This is a genomic window from Streptomyces sp. NPDC059477 (genome assembly GCF_042749375.1).
Classification (GTDB): domain Bacteria; phylum Actinomycetota; class Actinomycetes; order Streptomycetales; family Streptomycetaceae; genus Streptomyces.
Genome location: NZ_JBHYUG010000025.1, coordinates 18994 through 37478 on the forward strand (window position 1 = coordinate 18994; position 18485 = coordinate 37478).

Sequence of the window (18485 nt, forward strand, 5' to 3'; positions counted from 1 at the left end):
CGTCAAAATCTGTCCTTTCGAGATCAGTTATGGACTCGGGCCCCGCTCGGTGAACCCCCTTCGCCGTCGGCCGGGTGTCCGGTCTCCTGCCCGGCCTCGTGTCCGGAGTCGACTCCGGAGCCGAATCCCGGACCGTCTGCGGGGCCGTCTGTGGAGCCGTCTCCAGGGCCGCCGCCCCCGGGCCGTTGACCGTTCTCGTGGACGTTCTCGTGGCTGTGCTCATGTCCGACCGGCGGGCCGGGCCGTTCGTGCGCGGTCAGGGTGTGGCGCCGGGCCCGGTCGAGCGGCTCGTGGACCTCGACGTACTCGCCGTGCGGCAGCCGTACGATCCGGCCGGTCTCCCGCCCGTGCGCCACCAGCTCCCGATCGCGCAGCCGCAGGCCCAGGCAGATCCGGCGGGTGATCACGAAGGCCGCCGCCGGGACGGCGAAAGTGCCGATCCGCACCGCCCAGGTCACCGTGTTGATGGACAGCTGCAACCGGGTCGCCACGATGTCGTTGCCGCCGCCCGCGAGCAGCACCAGATACAGGCTGATCCAGGCCGCGCCGATCGCCGTGCGCACCGGCCGGTCGCGCGGCCGGTCCAGCAGATGGTGTTCGCCCCGGTCCCCGGTGACCCTGGCCTCGATGAACGGATACACCCCGATGAACACCAGCAGCAGCGGGAAGACCACCACTGGGATCAGCACCCCCAGGACGAGTGTGTGCCCCCAGAGGTCGACCTCCCATCCCGGCATCACCCGGACGAGCCCCTCGGCGAAGCCCAGATACCAGTCGGGCTGGGCGCCCGTGGAGACCTGATCGGCGCGGAACGGGCCGTAACTCCACACCGGGTTGATCGTCGCCACCGCCGCGATCACCGTCAGCACCCCGAACACCAGGAAGAAGAACCCGCCCGCCTTCGCCAGATAGACCGGCATGAACGGCGCGCCCACCACATTGCGTTCGCTGCGGCCGGGGCCGGGAAACTGGGTGTGCTTGTGGTGGATGACCAGCAGGATGTGCGCCACCACCAGCGCCGCCATGATCCCGGGGACCACCAGGACGTGCAGCGAGTAGAAGCGCCCCACGATGTCGTCGCCCGGGAACTCCCCGCCGAACAGGAAGAACGTCAGATACGTCCCCACGATCGGCACCGACAGCAGCGCCCCCGCCACGAACCGCAGGCCCGTGCCCGACAGCAGATCGTCGGGGAGCGAATAGCCGAACAGGCCCTCGAACATCCCGAGGAACAGCAGCAGCCAGCCGAACAGCCAGTTCACCTCACGCGGCCTGCGGAACGAGCCGGTGAAGAAGTGCCGCATCATGTGCGTCAGCATCGCCGCTACGAAGATCAGCGCGGCCCAGTGGTGCAATTGCCGGATCAGCAGACCGCCGCGCACATCGAAGGAGATGTCCAGCGTGGAGGCGTACGCCTCGGACATCCGCACACCGTTCAGCGGCACATAACTGCCGTCGTACACCACCTCGTTCATCGACGGATGGAAGAAGAAGGTGAGCCACACGCCCGTGAGGATCAGCACCACGAAGCTGTAGAGACAGATCTCACCGAGCAGGAACGACCAGTGGTCCGGGAAGACCTTGCGCAGATACCGCCTGCCCAGTGTGTGGACGCCGAGCCGTCCGTCGAACCAGTCGGCCACCCGCTCGCCCCGGGTGGGACGGGCGGTGCCGGGTACAGATGGGTCGGACATACGTATCCCTCCGCAGCGGTGCGCTCGCTCGCCACTGGGAGGGATCCGGGGTGCCGGATTGTGACATGGGATGGGTTCGTGTGACCTACGTCTCATCATGTGGCGGCGCCCCGCGTGCGCCCGTGTGCCCAGTGGACCGCCGTCGCCCGGTACCGTCACACAGCTGCTGTGACCTGGCGATATTTACGGGTGAGTACCCCGGCGGTACCGTTGGGGCATGCCAGCTCTCAACGTGGAGTTCAGTGACCGCGAACTGGAGGATCTCCGGCAGATCGCCAAGGAGCGCGGTACGTCGATGAAGGCGCTCGTGCGCGAGGCCGCCGCCGCCGACATAGCGCGGCATCGGGCCTTGCAGGAGGGGGCGCAGGCGTTCCGCCAGTTCTTCGCGTCCCACGCGGACGAATTCGCGGCGGCGTTCCCGGAGGACGAACCGTTCGCCAAGGGCGCGGGGAGGGTCGGCTGATCGATGACCGCCGCCCCTGTCATCCACATCGATGTCCCCTGGCTGCTCCAGCGGCACGAAGAGGTGCTGCCGGACCAGCCGACCGTCAATGACTTCTCCGCCCTGGTCGCCGCCGTCGCCCGGCACCGCGTGGATCCGCCCCGGCTCGGCGTGGACTCCGACCCGGCCTGGCGCGCCGCGGCCCTGCTGCACACCCTCGCCCTGCTCAAACCCCTCCCCGCCGCCAACGCCCGCTTCGCCTGCGCGACCGCCGTGGCCTACATGTTCGTCAGCGGCGTCGGCATGGACCCGCCCTACGGGGCCCTGGTGGACCTCGTACGGGACCTGATCGACAGCAAGACGGATGTGTACGGGGCGGCGGACCGGTTGCGGTCCTGGCAGATCTGACGGGGGTGGAGGAGGGGGTGCCGGTGTCCGGCGGCCCGCCGGCCATGGTCATCGGCGTCATCGGCCGCCCGTCGCCGGTGCCGCGTCACCGGCCCCGGTACGGCAGCCCGTCGAGCAGTTCCTCCAGTGTGGGTTCGCCCGCGAGGGTCCGGGCTCCGGCGTCCAGGGCCCGGCCCACCCGTTCCACGACGGCGTCCGGCGCGGGGCGGACCTCGGCGTGCGCGCGGGCCTCCTCGGCCAGGTCCGGTACGGGGCCACCGGCCTTGGCGGCGTCGACGGCCGTCTCCCGTGCCCGCGCGCGTCCGACGAGCGGGGTCAGGTACTGGGTGCCACCGCGGCCCGGGAAGATGCCCATACGGGTCTCCGGCTGGCCGAGCCAGGTCGCCCCCGGCGGCGAAGCGCAGGCCGGCTTCCGGCGCGACTCCCGCGCCCCGGCGGCCGACCGGCCGGAGTGAGGGCGCGCGCCACCGCTCGGCGTGCGGAAGCGCCCCCGGCCGAAGTGAGGAAGCGCGCCTCGCGTGGGCCGCGTGGGTTTCCTTCCCGGGGCCGCCGGCCGAGGGCGGGTGATCGGGGCCGGCGGCCCGTGTCGCGCAGGAGTGCCGCCGTCCTGCGCGTGGCCTCGCGGGAAGGGGGCCGGGTCCAGTGGACCGCTCGCGACACCCCACCGGGAGCGTGCGGGAGCGGCCGGTCCGTGCAGAGGATTCACACGGGGCGCGAGGAATGCGGAAATCCCCGCCGGGCGGGCTGCGGTTCTGGAAGTCTGACTTTCCCTCAGTGATATGGATGTTGCTCAAGTGCCTTGTTGGCCAAGAGTGAGTTGTGCGAGGGTTTACGTCCCAAGGGGAGGTAATGGACGGGGCCGGTGAGGCACCCGTCGGTGAACGAAGTCCGCCCTGCCGAAGCCCGGCACACCGCGGACGAATTCACGCTCCCCACGACCACGCCAAAAAGGTACACACCAACTCGGACCAACTCGGACCCCTTTTTCGGCGAACTGAAATCCTGTGTGTCACGCGTGCGTGGGAAGGAATCCGCTCAGTGCCCACCCCCCACCCCCCTCGTCCGCCCTACCCCCCGCCGGGCGGGATGCCCGGAGAATCCGATGAGTCCCTCGCCACCCGCCTCAGCGGCAGCACGGACCGGGAAGTCGCCCATTCCACCGCCCTGCTGACCGCCCGCCACTGGCGCCCGGCCCACGACTACGCCGTGATCTGCCTGGCGGCGTCCTCCGACCTCGCGGACATGGTCACGGGCGCCGCGTTCCACCAGGTCCTCGACCGGCTGACACTGGGCGAGCAGGCCGTGGCGCTGCGCCCGCGCCTGCTGGTGGCCGTGCGGGACACCGTCCGGCTCTGGTCGGCGGACGACCGCATAGCCGCCGTCCACCCCGATGTACGAAGACCGGCCGGTGGACGTGGCATGCGCACGGCAAAATCGCTCACGCCGGAAAACCGGGTGCTGGCCGAACGCGCATTCAAGGGCCTTACCGGACTCGCCCAGTGCCTGCTCTGGCACCACGAGGTCGAGGCCGAGCCGATATCCGTTCCCGCCGCACTGCTCGGCCTGGATCCCGACAGTGCGTCGGCGGGACTCGAACAGGCCCGGGACACCTTCCGCGAGGGCCTTGTCCGCGCCCACCGGGAACTCGCCCCGAGCAAGGACTGCGGTTACTACAACCGCCTTCTCGACGTCCCGATCCGCCGCGGCGGCGCGCTGCTGCCCGATGTGCAGCAGCATCTCGCCGAGTGCCGGTACTGCCGGGACGCGGCCGAACAACTGAGCCATTTCGAGGGCGGACTGGACCTGCTCCTCGCCGAGGCCGTCCTCGGCTGGGGCGCCCGCCGCTACCGCGACTCCCGCCCCGGCCGCACCGACCCCGCCCGCCGCACCGGCCGCGGCGTGCCCGGCGGACGCCACCGGATCGTCTCCCGCTTCCCCCTCCCGCCGCGCCGCGCCGATCCCGCCCGCGCCCGCTCCCCCCGGGCCCTGCTCACCGGCGTCGGCCTGGTCTCCGCCGGGCTGCTGGCCGTCGTCCTGACCGCGACCCCGTGGGGCGACGGCGGCACCGCCGACCCGGTCGCCTCGGACGGCGCCCCCGGCGGCGGCACCCAGGGCTCCGGTGCCTCCGCCCCGCCCGGCACCGCCGGTCTGCCCGGCGCCCCGAGCCAGACCCGGCTGCGCAATGCCGCCACCGACGCCTGTCTCGCCGTCCGCGGCGACGCCGCGCCGGGCGCCGGGACCGAACTCGCCGTGTGCTCGGCGGCCCCGGCGCAGCAGTGGTCGTACGAGGCCGACGGTCTGCTGCGCAGCGTGGTGGCCCCGGACCTGTGTCTCGACTCGCACGCCGACGCCGGGGTGGTGATCCTCGGCCGCTGCGCCGACCAGGACTCCGACCGGGCCGACGACGTCCGCTACGACCTCACCGGCCAGGGCGAACTCCTGCCCCGCTGGGACGACCGGCTCGCGCTCGCCCCCACCACCGAGGACCTGGCCGCCGATATCGTCGTCAAGGTCCGCGACGGCTCCGCCCCGCAGCGCTGGCGCATCGACCCGTCCTCGACGGGCCCCGGCTCCCTGTCCATCGACAGCGCCGGATCGTCACCGAGGGCGGTGGAGGCGGCGGACCGGGACGGCACGACTCACGGCTGACCGGCGTTCACCGGGAAGAACGCCTTCGGCAGATACGCCGAGACGACCCAGTTGGGCGCGTCGACCACCTCGGTGATCCGCAGGTCGACGGCCACGCTGCACAGTACGTAGGCGTCCACCGGGGCCAGCCCGTAGGTGGTGCCGAGGTGGTCGATCATCGCGCGGGTGGCGTCCTGGGCGGCGGTCATCAGGTCCGGTGCGACGCCCATCGTGGCGTAGTAACCGGCCCGGTCGTCACCGGCCCTGGGGGACCCCGCCGTCTCGAACCGCGGCCCCGTGATCCGGCGCCCCTTGTGCAGCCGGACCCGTGCCGCCCCGCTCATCGACGCCTCGATCGCGCTGACACACAGTTCGCCGTCGCCCTGTGCCGCGTGCGGATCCCCGAAGGCCAGCCGGGCGCCGGGCACCTGCACCGGCAGATACAGCTTGGTGCCGGTCACCAGGTCCCGGCAGTCGACATTGCCGCCGAACCGGCCCGGCGGCAGCACGTTCTGCGGCTCGGTGACATCGGGACAGACCCCGACCACCCCGCAGAACGGCCGCATCGGCACCCGCGCGACCCCGAGGAAGTCGGCGCTCCTCCCGTCGGTCAGATCCCACAGGTGCAGATGCGCGTCCGGGAAGTCGTCGGCGAGCAGCCCGAGCCCCGGCAGCACCGCCGTCCACCCCCAGTCCACCGACCGCATCTCCAGGAACTCCACCTCCAGCACATCTCCCGGCTCCGCCCCCTTCACCAGGATCGGCCCGGCGAGCGGATACACCCGGTCCCAGTCGAACCCCGCCACCACGGCGGCCGTCGACTCCGGGGTGAACTGCCCGCCCGTCGCCTCGGTCAGCTCGAACTCCACGGTGTCGCCGTCCGCCACCTCCAGCGCCGGCTCATGCTCGACCGACCACAGCCGGTGCGGTTCCTTCGGGACGAGATGGTGGCTCATGGGACCGTCCTCACCTGATCAGTGACATGTCGGTGCCCCGGACTCTGCCCTCACGATGACCGGAAATCAAGCCTGGAGGGCGAATTCTGTTGACCGTGAGGCATGCGGGTGGTGGCTGTGCGGGGTTTGGGCCGGGAGGCGTGCGCCTACGGTACGTAGGGTGACATGTCCATACGATGGTCAGTACGGGGTCGCGGGCAGCGGGCGGGGCTCGATCCGCTCCTCCACGGCCGCGTCGCCCTCCCGCCGGACCAGATAGGCGCCCTTGCCCGCCATCTCCGTCACCGCCTCGACGAGTTCCGTGCCCCGGTAGACCAGCCCCACCCCGTCGTCCGTGCAGTGCGCCTGTGTGAAGGTGCCGTCCGCGACCAGGCGGTGGATCAGCGGCCGACGGCCCGCGTCCACGTCGTAGTGCACCCCATTGCCGTACGGCAGCAGCCCGAGGCTGTCGGTGATCGGGCGCAGCCGCGGCCCGTACGAGTCCGTCGCGCCGCCCTGGAACCAGCACAGGGATCCGGCGCTGACCCCGCTGAGCACGACGCCCGCCTGCCAGGCGCGGCGCATGATCCGGTCCAGGCCGTGCACCCGCCACACCGCCAGCAGATTCGCCACCGAGCCGCCCATGACCCAGACGACATCCTGTTCCAGCACCGCCGCCTCGATGTCCTCGACATTGGGCATGGGGAACAGATGCAGCGGCGTCAGATCGAACCCCGCGATCCGCGCCGCCTCCGTCATTCGGGCCGTGAAGTGCTCGGCGTCGCCGATGGCCGTGCCGACGTACATCACACGCGGACGCCGCCCGTGCGCCCCGGAGAGGTCCACTGCGTGGTGGACCAGCGAGTCGAACAGCACCCGGGTACGGGCGCCGGCGCGATGACCGCCGGAGGTGGCGAGGATGGTGGGTTCGGATGCCGTCATGCCGATGATCGTATCGACGCGGCTGAGGGGGCCTGGGGGTGTGCTGGTGGGGCGCGGCGGTCAGGCGCGGTGGTCCGGACGCCCGGTGGTCCAGACGCCCAGCGGTTCGGAGCCGGGCGGTTGGGATGCCTGGTGGCCCGGAGGCCCGGACGCCTGGTGGCCCGGAGGCTCGGCGGTCGGTGGCCTGGCGGGCCGTTGGGCCGTGCGGTGATCGTATCCACGCGCCTGCGGCGGTCTGGTGGTCCGGCGGTGCGGATGCCCGGTGGCCCGGGCGCTTGGTGGCTTGGACGCCCGGAGGACGGGAGGCCGGGAGACCCGGCGGTCTGGAATCCCGGAGGCCCAGCGGCAGCGGTCCGGCGGTCCGGAGGTGCTGTGGGTCCATGGGCCCTGCGGGCCATCGGTGGTCGGGCGAGTCCCGTGCGCCCGACCCTAGACGGCCCTTCGGCCTAGGCGCTTCCGGCGTCCTACCGCTGCCAGCCCGCCTGTGCGTTGCGCAGTGCGCGGGTGGCGCTCTGCCCGCCCGCCACGGCCAGGGCGAGTTCGTCGGAGAGGAGTTGCAGGTTGGCGGGGTCGGCCGGGCCCTTGGGCCAGACGACCGGGGTGCCGCCCAGTCCGGCGCGGATCAGGCCGACGGCGGTCGGGGTGGTCGCGCCGTACGTCGCCGAGTTCAGCACGCTGGTGCGGTTGGGGTCGATGGCGCTGTTCTTCTGGGTGGTCTCCCAGAGCATGGATTCCTTGCTCGTCGCCCACTTGATGTAGGCCAGCGCCGCCGTACGCTTGCTCGACGCCGAGGACACCCCGAGTGCGTAACCGCCGTTGAGGGGTGTGCGGCGGCGCCGGTTACGGCCGCCGAGCGGCAGGGCGACCGCACCCCATTTCCCGGCGATCTTCGACAGCGCCGGGTCGTCGGCCCGCCGCGCCAGGCCGGTCCAGGACTCGATCAGCCCGAGCTGCCCGCCGAGGAACGCGTTGGTGGCGGGGTCGAAACTGGGTTGATCCGGCGAGATGTACAGTGAGGACGGCACGACCTCGATCAGATGCCGGGCGGCGGCGACGGCCGCGTCCGTGGTGAGTGTCGGGCGGCCCGAGCGGTCGACGAGATCGCCGCCGTAACCGATGAGCCGGTTGATGAAGCAGCACCCGAGCCCCATCACGTGCGGCTGGCGCTGGAGCACCGCGCCGTAGTGCTCGCCGGCCCCGCCCTGGGTGATCTTCGCGGCCACGGAGTCGAACTGGTCCCAGGTTGCCGGGGGCTGGAGGCCGTACGCGTCGAGGAGTTCGCGGTTGTAGAAGACGAGATGCTGGTCGCCGTCGTAGGGCAGGCCGTAGCGGCGTCCCTCGTGGAGGGTGTAGGCGTCGTAGATGGACGGCAGGAAGTCCTTGGTGTTCAGGTCGCGTTGGGACTTGATCCAGGAGGTGAGATCGACGAGCGCGCCCGCGTCCGCGATCGCGCCCAGCCCGTAGTAGTAGTAGTCGAAGATGTCGAACGCGGCCGTCCCGCTCTGGACGTCGTCGATGATCCGGCCCGTCAGCTGTATGTAGTCGGTGGACGTCACCTCCACCGTGCCGCCGGTCAGTTGCTGCCAGAGCGGTGCCAGGATCGTGCGATGCATGGCGATGTGCGGGGAGTTGACCAGGATCTTGAGGGTCACCCCGGTGAAGTCGAGGAAGGGCAGGGCGGCCGGAGCGGCGCTGGCCGTGACACCGAGGGGCATGAGCGCGGGGCCGGCCACGGCGAGTGAGGCGGCACCGCGCAGGACGGTGCGGCGGGACGAGCGGGCGGGATGCGGAGAGGACACAGGCATTCCTTCAGGAGGGGACGACGGAGATCTACTCGCATCCTGAGAAACGGGTCAAGCGCGCGGAACGATCTCTGGGTAAATACACAGATATCTGATAGCGGCGGAGGGCGCTGCACGCGTGTCGGTCACCTCAAAGAGGGGAAGGCGTCAGACCCGCCCGGCGGAGGCTCTCATCAGTACCTGGGCCAGCTCGCCCGGCCGGGACAGCATCGGCCAGTGACCGGTGTCCATCGTCACCCCTTCCCAGCGCTCGCTCTTGAGCAGCACCGCCACCGGGGGCATCGGCTCGTCCCCGTCCAGCAGACACTTGACGTACGTCGCCGGAAGCTCGGCCAGCGGGCGCTCCAGCACCGCCGGTTCGGCGAGCGTGGCGCCCGGATGCGGCGTGCCGCCCGCCACCAGAGCGGCGATCTGCGCCTCGGACAGCCCCTGACCCGCGTACTCCCCGGCCGTGAGCGGCGGCCAGAATCCGTCGTGTTCCTCGATCGATCTGCGGACGTCGTCACTCGGCCAGCCCGACAGGAACGACTCGCCGTCCACCGGCACACTGGCGTCGACGAACACCACGCGCCGCAGCCGGTCCCCGATCCGCTCCGCCGCCTGGCCGACCGGCACGCCGGAGTAGCTGTGCCCGACCAGCACCACGTCCCGCAGTCCGCGCCGCTCGACCTCCGTCACGATGTCCTGCACATGCGTCCGCTGTCCCGCCTCCTGGCCCTGCCGCTCGGCCAGCCCCGACAGCGTCAGGGCGTGCACGCCATGCCCCGCCGCCCGCAGCTCCCCGGCCACCTCGTCCCAGGCCCACGCGCCCAGCCAGGCCCCCGCCACCAGCACGAAATCCGTCATGGCGCCAACGTAGCCCCCGGCACTGACAATCGCCGGGACGGTCACTCCGTCCGCCCGTGAAGCCTTCCGCGCGCTCAGGACGTGGTCGCGTCCGGGCCCTGGGAGCGCACCCGGTGCACCTGCTCCAGGGACGTACGCAGTTCCGTCAGCCAGTCGTCCGCGTGGCGCTGCACCAGGCGGACACACCAGGCCAGGGCCTCGCTGCGGCTGCGGGCCACGCCGCCCGCTATGAGGGTGTCCAGGACCTGCCGCTCGGGCTGGCGCAGGCGGGTCATCACGGGGGCCGCGACATGCGTGAACAGGGCCCGCTCGGCGCCGCAGACCGCGCCCCAGGACACCTTGCGGCCGAAACGCTGCTCCGCCTCGCGGGCGACCGTCATCCGGGCCTCGCGAGTGCGTTCCCGGAATTCCTGGATGCGGCCCTGCGCCGCCGCCTCCCGCTCGGTCGCCGAGGCGCCCTCGGCCAGCCGGGGTTCGGGGACGCGGCCGATCACGGTGATCTCCTCGCGGTCGACCGTCACCTCGGTCACTTCCTCGAAGAGATCCTCCGGCAGCCGGCCCGCGAACCAGCCGCGTACTTTCTCGATCTGTTCTGAAGTAATCATGTAATGACGATTACTCCGTAAAGGGTGGAAGACAAGGCCCAGCGGAGGTTATCCGCCGAGAGCGGAATCGGAATGTTTCAGGCCGATTAAAGAGCCTGGACAAAGCGGCCTTCCGGCCATCGCCGACGATCAAGAACCGCGTGAAATCGCGGTGGCGTCGCTCCGGCCCTGTGACTTCACGCCACTGATTCAATACGCAAGGTTACTGAAAGCCGTGGGGTCGAGATGAATTTCCGCGCAGGACTCGGCAGACTCGCGCTCGCCGCTCATGGCCCCACCGGGCACTGTCCGGCACCTGTCCCGGAACGATCCGGGGAGGACTGGAGGGGCCCGTCTCTCATGGGTCTCTCTCCAGGGTCGAGTTCGCCGGTTCCCGTGAGTGCGGCAAGGGGGTCCGCGCAGGGGAAGTAGGGGCCCCTGCCACGGGGTGACCGCGATCTCGCACAGGGGGTGCGCCGGCCGGGGGGCTACGGGTAGTCGCGGGGGGGCGGGGGGCGGCGGGGGGCGCCCCCCCCCCCCACCCCGGCACGGTTTCCGGGCCTCGTGCGCCCCGACCGTGTATGCCTTGACTGGAATATAACCCGCGAGGCATATTGGCCCCATGTCCGACGACGCGCTCTGGGCCGCCCTCGCCGATCCCCATCGGCGGGCCATCGTCGCGCTGCTCCTGGAGCGGCCGAGGTCGGTGGGCGAGATCGTGGAGCGCGGCGGGCTGAGCCAGCCGAGCGCCTCCAAGCATCTGAAGGTGCTGCGCGAGGCGGGACTGGTCCGGGTACGGCAGGACGCCCAACGCCGCGTCTACGCCCTGAACCTCGCGCCCATCGCCGCCCTCGACGCCTGGCTCACGCCCTACCGCGAGCTGTGGAACCGCAGCCTGGACGCCCTCGGCCACCGCCTTGACACGCCCGATCACGGGACGGACCCCGTGTCGGCCGGGACGGAATCCGCGCCGGCCGGCCCGGACTTCGCGTCGGCCGGCCCGGACTTCGCGTCGGCCGGCCCGGACTTCGCGTCGGCCCGGACGAACCCCGCGTCGACCGGGACGGACGCCACACCCGCCCGTACGCCGTCGGACCGCACCGAGTCACCCCCACCGAAGGACTGATCCACCATGACCGCCGACCTCACCGGCACCTATCTGACCCTCGACGACGGCCGCCCGGCGATCCGGTTCCACCGTGACTACGACCACCCGATCGACCGCGTCTGGCACTTCGTCACCGACCCCGACGAACTCGCCGGCTGGTTCCCCGCCCGCGCCGAGATGGACCTGCGGCCCGGCGGAGCCGTCACCTTCTCCGGCGACCCCGGCATGGCGGACCACCCCGGCCGGATCATCGCCGTCGACCCGCCCCGCCATCTGTCGTTCGAGTGGGGCGGCGACGAACTGCACTTCGACCTGGAGGCGCTGGACGACGGGCGCACCCGCTTCACCCTCACCAACGTCCTGGTCGCCAGGGACACCGCCGCCCGCAACGGCGCCGGCTGGGAGGTCTGCCTCTCCGCGCTGGACGCCAAGGCGCGCGGCGACCGTTTCGAGGGCCCGCACGCCGGGCTCGGCGCCCCGTGGCAGGGCTTCTACGAGGGTTATGTCGCCGCCGGTTTCCCGTCCGGCGCGGCGATCCCGGGCGCCGACGCCTGACCGGCTCTCCGACCGTCCTTCCAACCGTCCCTCCAACCGGCTCTGACCGGCGGCGCCCCCGTGCCGAACGGCTGCGCGAGCCAGGCGCGTTGTGCCACTGTGTCTGTCGACACATGCTCGAACGGCTCGAACGGGGGGAGAGCCATGGACCTCGTCATCACCGCGGAACCCGCGGATTCCACAGCTTCCGGGGGCTCCGGGGGCCCCGGTACAGACACAGAAGCGGAACTGCGCTCGCTGTATCTGTGGCTGTCCGACGACCCCTACATCCGGCGCAACGCCCGTCTCGAACTCGGCGGCGACCGGCCCGCCCCCGGCACGATGGGCTCCGCCCTCGATGTCCTCCAGCTCGCCCTGGACAGCGGCTTCCAGCTCACCAATCTGGCGCTGGCGTGGATGACCTGGCGGGCCACCCGCCCCCGCCCGCCCGAGATCACCATCGAGCGCGACGGCACCAGGATCACCCTGTCCGGGCAGGACGCCGAGACCGCTGCCCGGCTGCTGGCCGCCCTCGACGAGTAGGGCGGCCGACGTGGACACCTCGGCGTCACCCGCGAGATCCGCCGCCGTACTGATCGGGGTGAGCCGGTACGACCATCTGGAGCCGCTGCCCGGCGTCCAGGGCAATGTGACCGACCTCGCGGCCCAACTGTGCGACCCCTCGGTATGGGGGCTGCCCGCCGATCAGTGCCTGGTGCGGCTCGACCCGGTCAGCCAGAGCGCCGCCCTCGCGCCCCTCCAGGAACTGGAGCACCGGCGGCTGGACACCCTGATCGTCTACTACGCGGGACACGGTCTGATCGACCCGAACACGGGCGAACTCTGGCTGGGACTGCCGGGTTCGCGCACGGGCGCCGTGGAGACGGCCGTGCCGTACGACTGGCTGCGCCGCAAGCTGCTGCGGCTGGACGTCGAGCGCCGGATCGTGATCCTCGACTGCTGCTACAGCGGCCGGGCGCTCGGCATGATGGGCGACCCGCCGTCCGCCGTGGCGAACGGCGCCGTGGTGGAGGGCACGTACCTGATCGCGTCGGCGGGGGAGTCCGCGCAGGCCCTGGCCCCGCCGGGGGCCCGGCACACGGCCTTCACCGGGGAACTGATCGGCATCCTCTCGCGCGGCGTCGAGTACGGGCCCGAGGTCCTGCCGCTGGACGCGCTGTTCGAGTACCTCACCGAGGCACTGCGCGCCCGCTCCTGCCCCCAGCCGCAGAAACGGGTCCGCAACACGGCGGGCCGCCTGCCGCTGTTCCGCAACCGGGCCTACACCCCCGGCCGGGCACAGCGCGTGCTGGCCGACCGGTACGAACTGGGCGCGGTCGTCCGCCGCGACGCGGTCACCGAGACGTACCAGGCCCACGACACGGCCCTCGACCGGCAGGTCGACATCACCTTGATGACCCCACGGGCCGCCGCCGATCCCGCCCTGTCGGCCGGGTTCCGCCACCGGGCCAAGTCACGGGCCCTGCTCCGGCATCCATCGGTCGCCGTGCTCCTGGACATCGGGACGGAACCGCGGGCGGGACTGCCGTGCCCGTATCTCGTGACCGAACGGACGGCGGGCACACCGCTGCGCGTGTTCGCCCAGCCGCGTCCCGCTCCTGTCGACTGGGCCGTGCGCGTCGCCGCCGAACTGCTCGGCGTGCTGACCCATGCCCACCAGTTGGGCGTCCACGGCTGGCGACTGGACGCCGACAGCGTCGTCCTCACCCCCGAGGGCCAGATCAAGGTGGTGGACCTGGGAGACGCCCCCGACGGACGGGACGACCTCCTGGAGGTCGGCCGGCTGCTCCACACGCTCCTGACCGGAGAGTCCCCGGCGGGCGCCCCGCCCTCGGCACGGCGTCCCGAGGTCTCGGACGAACTGGACGCCGTGGTCCTGCGGGCCCTGGCGCCCCACCCGGCCGCCCCATACCGGACCGCCCGGGACATGCAACTCGCGCTGGAGGGGCTGCGGGACCGGGCTGTGCGGCGGAATGCACGGCCCACGGCCCCCGTGACCCCCGTGCGGTCGGCGGCCCGTACGGCAGAGGCCGCGCCCTTCACCCTCCGGTACGCCGCGGGCTCGCACCGAGGCCTGCTGCACGACCGTAACCAGGACTCCGGCTACGCGGGCCCGCGTCTGCTGGCCCTCGCGGACGGCGGGAGCGGGACTCCCGCCGGGGAGGTGGCCAGCTCGGAGGTGATCGCGGCCATCGTCAACCTCGACGACGATCCTCCCGGTACGGATCTCCTCGCCCCGCTCGACGAAGCCGTGCACCGGGCACATCAACAGTTGCGCATCATGGCGGAGGACGGTCCCGGTCTCCTTGGCATGGAAACCACGCTCACCGCCCTGCTCCTGGCCGACCGGCGGCTCGGGCTCGCGCATGTCGGTGACTCACGCGCCTATCTCCTCCGGGACGGACGCCTGGAGCAGATCACGGCGGACCACACCGTGGTGCAGCGCCTGGTGGACGAGGGCCGGATCACTCCCGAACAAGCCTTCGTCCATCCCCAGCGCGGTCTGCTCACGCACGCGTTGGGGCGGGCCGAGGCCGTCGAACCGGACCTGTCGGTAGGGGAGATACGGGCCGGTGACCGGTACCTGCTGTGCACCGACGGTCTGAGTTCCGTGGTCTCCCACGAGACGATGCGCTCCTGCCTGGCGGTATTCGACTCACCCGACGCGACCGTCCAGGAGCTGATCCAGCTGGCCCTGCGCGGCGGCGGTCCGGGCAATGTCTCCTGCGTCGTCGCCGACATCGTCCCCGCGAACAGGGACGAAATCATGGGCTGGACAGCGGACGTTCCTGTCGTCATCGGCGCCGTGGCCGAGAACCAGGTCGACCGCCGGTGAGTCCCTGGCTCCTGCCAACTGCCGCCGCACCAGCGCACGCAGCCGCCCTCGGGATTGAACGCCCCGCCCGCCCCGTGCGTACCAGTGGCCAGCCAGGCGCCCCCCACCGCCGCGCACGGCGGCGGAGCCCGTCCCAGGAGGTCGAGAAGGTTGAGTCACCAGCGAATCCCGAAGCGCAAGGCCGCCATAGCGGCGGGCGGTGTCGTGGCGCTCGGAGCGGCGGCCATCCTGCTGCCGAACGCCAACGCCTCCCAGGACGCCGCCCCGGAGCAGGCCGCGCCCCGCACGCTCAAGGCGCAGGACGCCTCGGACCTCGCCTCCCAGCTCGCCGGAGCGCTCGGTGACGCCTTCGCCGGCTCCTACTACGACGCCGACAGCCGGCACCTCGTCGTGAACGTCACCGAGGACGACCATCAACTCGTCGTCCAGGCCAGGAGCGCGGGCGCGGCCGTACGGGAGGTCGACAACAGCACCGCCGAACTCACCTCGGCCGCCCGGACCCTGAAGAGCGAAGCCACCGTCCCCGGCACGTCCTGGGCCGTCGACCCGCGCACCAACAAGATCCTGGTCACCGCCGACTCCACCGTCACCGGCGCCCGCTGGGACCAGGTGGAGTCGGCCGTCGAGCGGCTCGGCGACGGCATGGCCACCCTGAAGAAGTCGGCCGGCACCTTCACGACCTTCCTCTCCGGCGGCGACGCCATCTTCGGCGGCGGCGCCCGCTGTTCGGCCGGCTTCAATGTCACCGCCGGTGACGGTGCCCCCGCCTTCCTCACCGCCGGGCACTGCGGGGTCGCCGCCGCGCAGTGGTCCGACGCGCAGGGCGGCGCCCCCGTCGGCACCGTCGACCAGGCCGTCTTCCCCGGCGCGGGCGACTTCGCCCTCGTCCGCTACGACGACCCGGCCACCCAGGCGCCCAGCGAGGTCGACCTCGGCGACCAGACCGTCCCGATCGGCCAGGCCGCCGAGGCGACGGTCGGACAGCAGGTCTTCCGGATGGGCAGCACGACCGGCCTCTCCGACGGCCAGGTCCTGGGCCTGGACGCCACCGTCAACTACCCCGAGGGCACGGTCACCGGCCTCATCCAGACGAACGTGTGCGCCGAACCCGGCGACAGCGGCGGCTCCCTGTTCACCCAGGACGGCCTCGCCATCGGCCTCACCTCCGGCGGCAGCGGCGACTGCGCGATCGGGGGCGAGACGTTCTTCCAGCCGGTGACGACCGCCTTGGCGGCGGTGGGGGCGACGCTGGGTGCGGGTGCGGGGGAGCAGGGTGGTGGTGCGGGGGACGCTTCCGGGATCGGTGACGGCTCGGGTGACGCCGGCTCCGGGTCCGATGACCAGTGGCAGGACGGACACCAGGCGGACGGCTCCGCGCTGACCAGGACCCACTGACCGCCTCCCCCACCCGCGGCCGGTGGCGGCGCGGTGGCCCGGCCGCTCGGCGGGACGGCCGGGCCACTCGCGCTCCCGTACGTGCCGTCAGCCCGTCAGCCCGTCGCCCGCAGCAGCAGGAGCGCCACGTCGTCCGGCCGCTCGCCGCCCGCCGCGCCCCGGCTCATCAACGCCTCCGCCAGTTCGTCCAGCGGCAGATGCCCCGCCTCACCGAGCCGGCCGCCCAGGTCGGCCAAGGCGTCCTCGATGTCCACGCCGGGGGATTCGATCAGCCCGTCCGTGTACAGCACCAGCACCGAACCGGGGGCCAGTTCGACCTCCGTCGTCGGGTAGGCCGCCGCGCTGTCGATGCCCAGCAGCGGGCCACCCGCCAGATCCAGCACCCGCACCTGGCCGTCCGGGCGTCTGAGCAGCGGCGGCGGATGCCCGGCCCGCGCCATCACGGCCCGCCCGCGCACCGGATCCAGCCGCAGATACAGACAGCTCGCGAACAGATCCGAACCCAGCTCGATCAGCAGCCGGTTGGTGCTGCTCATCACCTCGTGCGGCGGCTGCCCGACGGTGGTGTAGGCGCGTACGGCGGTACGGATCTGGCCCATCAGCCCCGCCGCCGTCACGTTGTGCCCCTGGACGTCGCCGATCACCGCCGCCGCCGTACCCTCGGCCGGGACCAGGTCGTAGAAGTCGCCGCCTATGTCCATGCCCCGGGTGCCCGGCAGATAGCGGGCCGCGGCGTCGATGCCGGGCAGCGGGGGGAGCGAGCTGGGCAGCAGCGCGGCCTGGAGGCCGTGGGCGAGCTGGTGCTTGACGTCGTACAGCAGGGCCCGTTCCAGGGCGAGCGCGATCAGCGCGCTGAGACTGGTCAGCACCGCCCGTTCCTCGGTGGGGAAGGGATGCCGCTCGGCGTAGGCGAGCACACAGGTGCCGACCAGCCGGCCGGAGGCGATCAGCGGGAGATAGGCCCAGGCCGCGAAGCCGTCAGGGGTGGCGTACCGCGCGGGATACAGATGCTCCAGATGCTCCTGGGACTCGAAGAACGACGGCACCGCGCTGTTCGCGGCCTGCACGCCCGGGATCGGCTCGGACAGCGAGGTCCCGTCGAAGCGCTCGATGACCTGCGCGTCCGGATAGCCGCGATGCCCCAGGACGTGCAGCCGCCCCGCGCGCGCGGTGAGCAGGACGACGGCCTGACCGCCCACCGCCGGGGCCACCTCGTCCGCGACCAGTTCCACCACGTCCCGCACGCTCGCCGCCTGCGTCAGCGCCCCGGCCAGGGTCAGCACCTGCGACATGGTCACCAGTCGGGGCGGCGTACCGTCCTCGCCCGCCCCCGGCCGGCCCATCTCCGCCACTGCCCGCGCCGGGCTGATCCGCACGCTCAGCCCGGTCCGGCTGGGAAAGAGCCGGAACGACAGCCAGTCGCCCGGCGGGCGCAGCGCCACGAACGACGTGATCTGCTGGCTGATCAGCGCGGCCCGGTAGCGGTCCTCGAACACCGGGTCGTTCAGCCAGGGCACCGTCGCCCACAGCTGGAGGCCCAGCAGCCGGCTCACCGGGACGCCGATCAGGTCGGCCGCCGCCGGGTTGGCGAAACCGATCCGGCCGTGCAGATCCAGCGAGCACAGCCCGTACGGCAGCCGCGCCGCCATCCGGACCGCTTCCACCGCCCCGAGCGTGCCCGACAGCCCGCCGACCATCTGCGCACCGGGCGGATCCGGTTCGGGCGGCAGCGGGAGACTGTCCTGGGCGTGCCGTTCCAGACGCAGCGCGAGCCGCCCGCAGGCCGCCGTCAGCTGCTCGCGCTCCCGGTCGGACAGCTCCGGCGGATGCGATCCGGGCCAGGTGACGAAGACCGCCCCGTACACCATGGTGTCCGTGGCCAGCGGCAGCGCGGCCAGCGCGAACGGGTACGGCAGCACCACCGAGACCCGCGGATAGTGGCTCGCCATCTCCTCCTCGCCGCTCACCCACACCACCCGGCGCTCGCGCGCCGCGTCGGCGACCGGGATCGGCGCGGCCAGCCCCACCCGCTCCCAGGGCGCCGCGAAGGCCCGTGGCAGCCCCGCCATCACCGCCATCTCCAGCACCGGCTCCTCCTCCGCGAGCAGGTACACCGCGCCGGAGTGCGCGTTCACGCCCTCCATCATCTCGATCAGGGCGAGGGACAGCAGCGGCCGTCCGGCCGGGCCCCTCGGCCGCCCGGAGGGCTGCCCGTCGGACATGCCGACCACCTCCTCGACCGGCCGCGGGACGGGCCCCAGGGAACAGAACACACTCTCCCCCGGCACGTCCCCCGGCGCACGGCGAACG

14 protein-coding genes and 3 pseudogenes are annotated in these 18485 nt (G+C 72.2%); 9 read left to right on the plus strand and 8 right to left on the minus strand.

The features are described from left to right. Positions 1-23 precede the first annotated feature (23 nt). A complete protein-coding gene (locus ACFXAZ_RS15505) occupies positions 24-1694 on the minus strand; it encodes a cytochrome bc complex cytochrome b subunit (protein ID WP_384590169.1) in 1671 nt (556 codons plus the stop codon). 217 nt (positions 1695-1911) lie between these two features. Here ACFXAZ_RS15505 and ACFXAZ_RS15510 point away from each other — a divergent pair, with 217 nt between their 5' ends. Both ACFXAZ_RS15510 and ACFXAZ_RS15515 read left to right on the plus strand, forming a co-directional pair. Further along, the gene (locus ACFXAZ_RS15510) at positions 1912-2157 is read left to right on the plus strand and encodes a hypothetical protein (protein ID WP_384590172.1); all 246 of its coding nucleotides are present in this window, start codon (positions 1912-1914) and stop codon (positions 2155-2157) included. Positions 2158-2160: 3 nt separating this feature from the next. Further along, positions 2161-2544, plus strand: a complete 384-nt coding sequence (locus ACFXAZ_RS15515; protein ID WP_384590175.1) for a toxin Doc — start codon at positions 2161-2163, stop codon at positions 2542-2544. 85 nt (positions 2545-2629) lie between these two features. On the opposite strand, the gene ACFXAZ_RS15520 is transcribed toward ACFXAZ_RS15515, so the two are convergent. After that, positions 2630-2899 (minus strand): hypothetical protein, encoded by a 270-nt coding sequence (locus ACFXAZ_RS15520; RefSeq protein ID WP_384590178.1) that lies wholly within the window; start codon positions 2897-2899, stop codon positions 2630-2632. 683 nt (positions 2900-3582) lie between these two features. On the opposite strand from ACFXAZ_RS15520, the gene ACFXAZ_RS15525 reads away from it, so the two are divergent. Then, on the plus strand, positions 3583-5193 hold the full coding sequence (locus ACFXAZ_RS15525) for an RICIN domain-containing protein (RefSeq protein WP_384590181.1): 1611 nt from the start codon (positions 3583-3585) through the stop codon (positions 5191-5193). On the opposite strand, the gene ACFXAZ_RS15530 is transcribed toward ACFXAZ_RS15525, so the two are convergent. The 5 genes from ACFXAZ_RS15530 to ACFXAZ_RS15550 all read right to left on the minus strand — a co-directional run bounded on the left by ACFXAZ_RS15530 (position 5184) and on the right by ACFXAZ_RS15550 (position 10302). Then, entirely contained in the window at positions 5184-6128 is a 945-nt protein-coding gene (locus ACFXAZ_RS15530) for an acetamidase/formamidase family protein (RefSeq protein ID WP_384590184.1), read from the minus strand. The two genes, ACFXAZ_RS15525 and ACFXAZ_RS15530, sit on opposite strands and share 10 nt — an antisense overlap. A 180-nt stretch (positions 6129-6308) precedes the next feature. Then, positions 6309-7049, minus strand: coding sequence for a Type 1 glutamine amidotransferase-like domain-containing protein (locus ACFXAZ_RS15535; protein WP_384590186.1), 741 nt, complete (start codon positions 7047-7049; stop codon positions 6309-6311). A 464-nt stretch (positions 7050-7513) separates the two neighbouring features. Then, a complete protein-coding gene (locus ACFXAZ_RS15540) occupies positions 7514-8848 on the minus strand; it encodes an ABC transporter substrate-binding protein (protein WP_384590189.1) in 1335 nt (444 codons plus the stop codon). Positions 8849-8998: 150 nt separating this feature from the next. After that, a complete protein-coding gene (locus tag ACFXAZ_RS15545; RefSeq protein ID WP_384590192.1) occupies positions 8999-9697 on the minus strand; it encodes an alpha/beta fold hydrolase in 699 nt (232 codons plus the stop codon). A 74-nt stretch (positions 9698-9771) separates the two neighbouring features. Continuing rightward, the gene (locus ACFXAZ_RS15550) at positions 9772-10302 is read right to left on the minus strand and encodes a hypothetical protein (RefSeq protein WP_384590195.1); all 531 of its coding nucleotides are present in this window, start codon (positions 10300-10302) and stop codon (positions 9772-9774) included. 601 nt (positions 10303-10903) lie between these two features. Here ACFXAZ_RS15550 and ACFXAZ_RS15555 point away from each other — a divergent pair. From ACFXAZ_RS15555 to ACFXAZ_RS15580, 6 genes and pseudogenes are all read left to right on the plus strand, one after another. Continuing rightward, positions 10904-11218: pseudogene (locus ACFXAZ_RS15555) on the plus strand (ArsR/SmtB family transcription factor); the annotation flags it as partial. A gap of 195 nt (positions 11219-11413) precedes the next feature. Beyond that, the gene (locus ACFXAZ_RS15560) at positions 11414-11944 is read left to right on the plus strand and encodes an SRPBCC family protein (RefSeq protein WP_384590198.1); all 531 of its coding nucleotides are present in this window, start codon (positions 11414-11416) and stop codon (positions 11942-11944) included. Positions 11945-12088: 144 nt separating this feature from the next. After that, positions 12089-12466, plus strand: a complete 378-nt coding sequence (locus ACFXAZ_RS15565) for a hypothetical protein (protein WP_384590201.1) — start codon at positions 12089-12091, stop codon at positions 12464-12466. Between the two features lie 10 nt (positions 12467-12476). Continuing rightward, positions 12477-13115: pseudogene (locus tag ACFXAZ_RS15570) on the plus strand (caspase domain-containing protein); the annotation flags it as partial. 756 nt (positions 13116-13871) lie between these two features. Then, positions 13872-14765 (plus strand): annotated as a pseudogene (locus ACFXAZ_RS15575) (PP2C family protein-serine/threonine phosphatase); the annotation flags it as partial. Positions 14766-14930: 165 nt separating this feature from the next. Then, a complete protein-coding gene (locus tag ACFXAZ_RS15580; protein WP_384590204.1) occupies positions 14931-16175 on the plus strand; it encodes a S1 family peptidase in 1245 nt (414 codons plus the stop codon). Positions 16176-16270: 95 nt separating this feature from the next. Here the strand turns inward: ACFXAZ_RS15580 and ACFXAZ_RS15585 are convergent, their stop codons facing one another. After that, a complete protein-coding gene (locus ACFXAZ_RS15585; protein WP_384590207.1) occupies positions 16271-18397 on the minus strand; it encodes a SpoIIE family protein phosphatase in 2127 nt (708 codons plus the stop codon). Between the last annotated feature and the right edge of the window lie 88 nt (positions 18398-18485).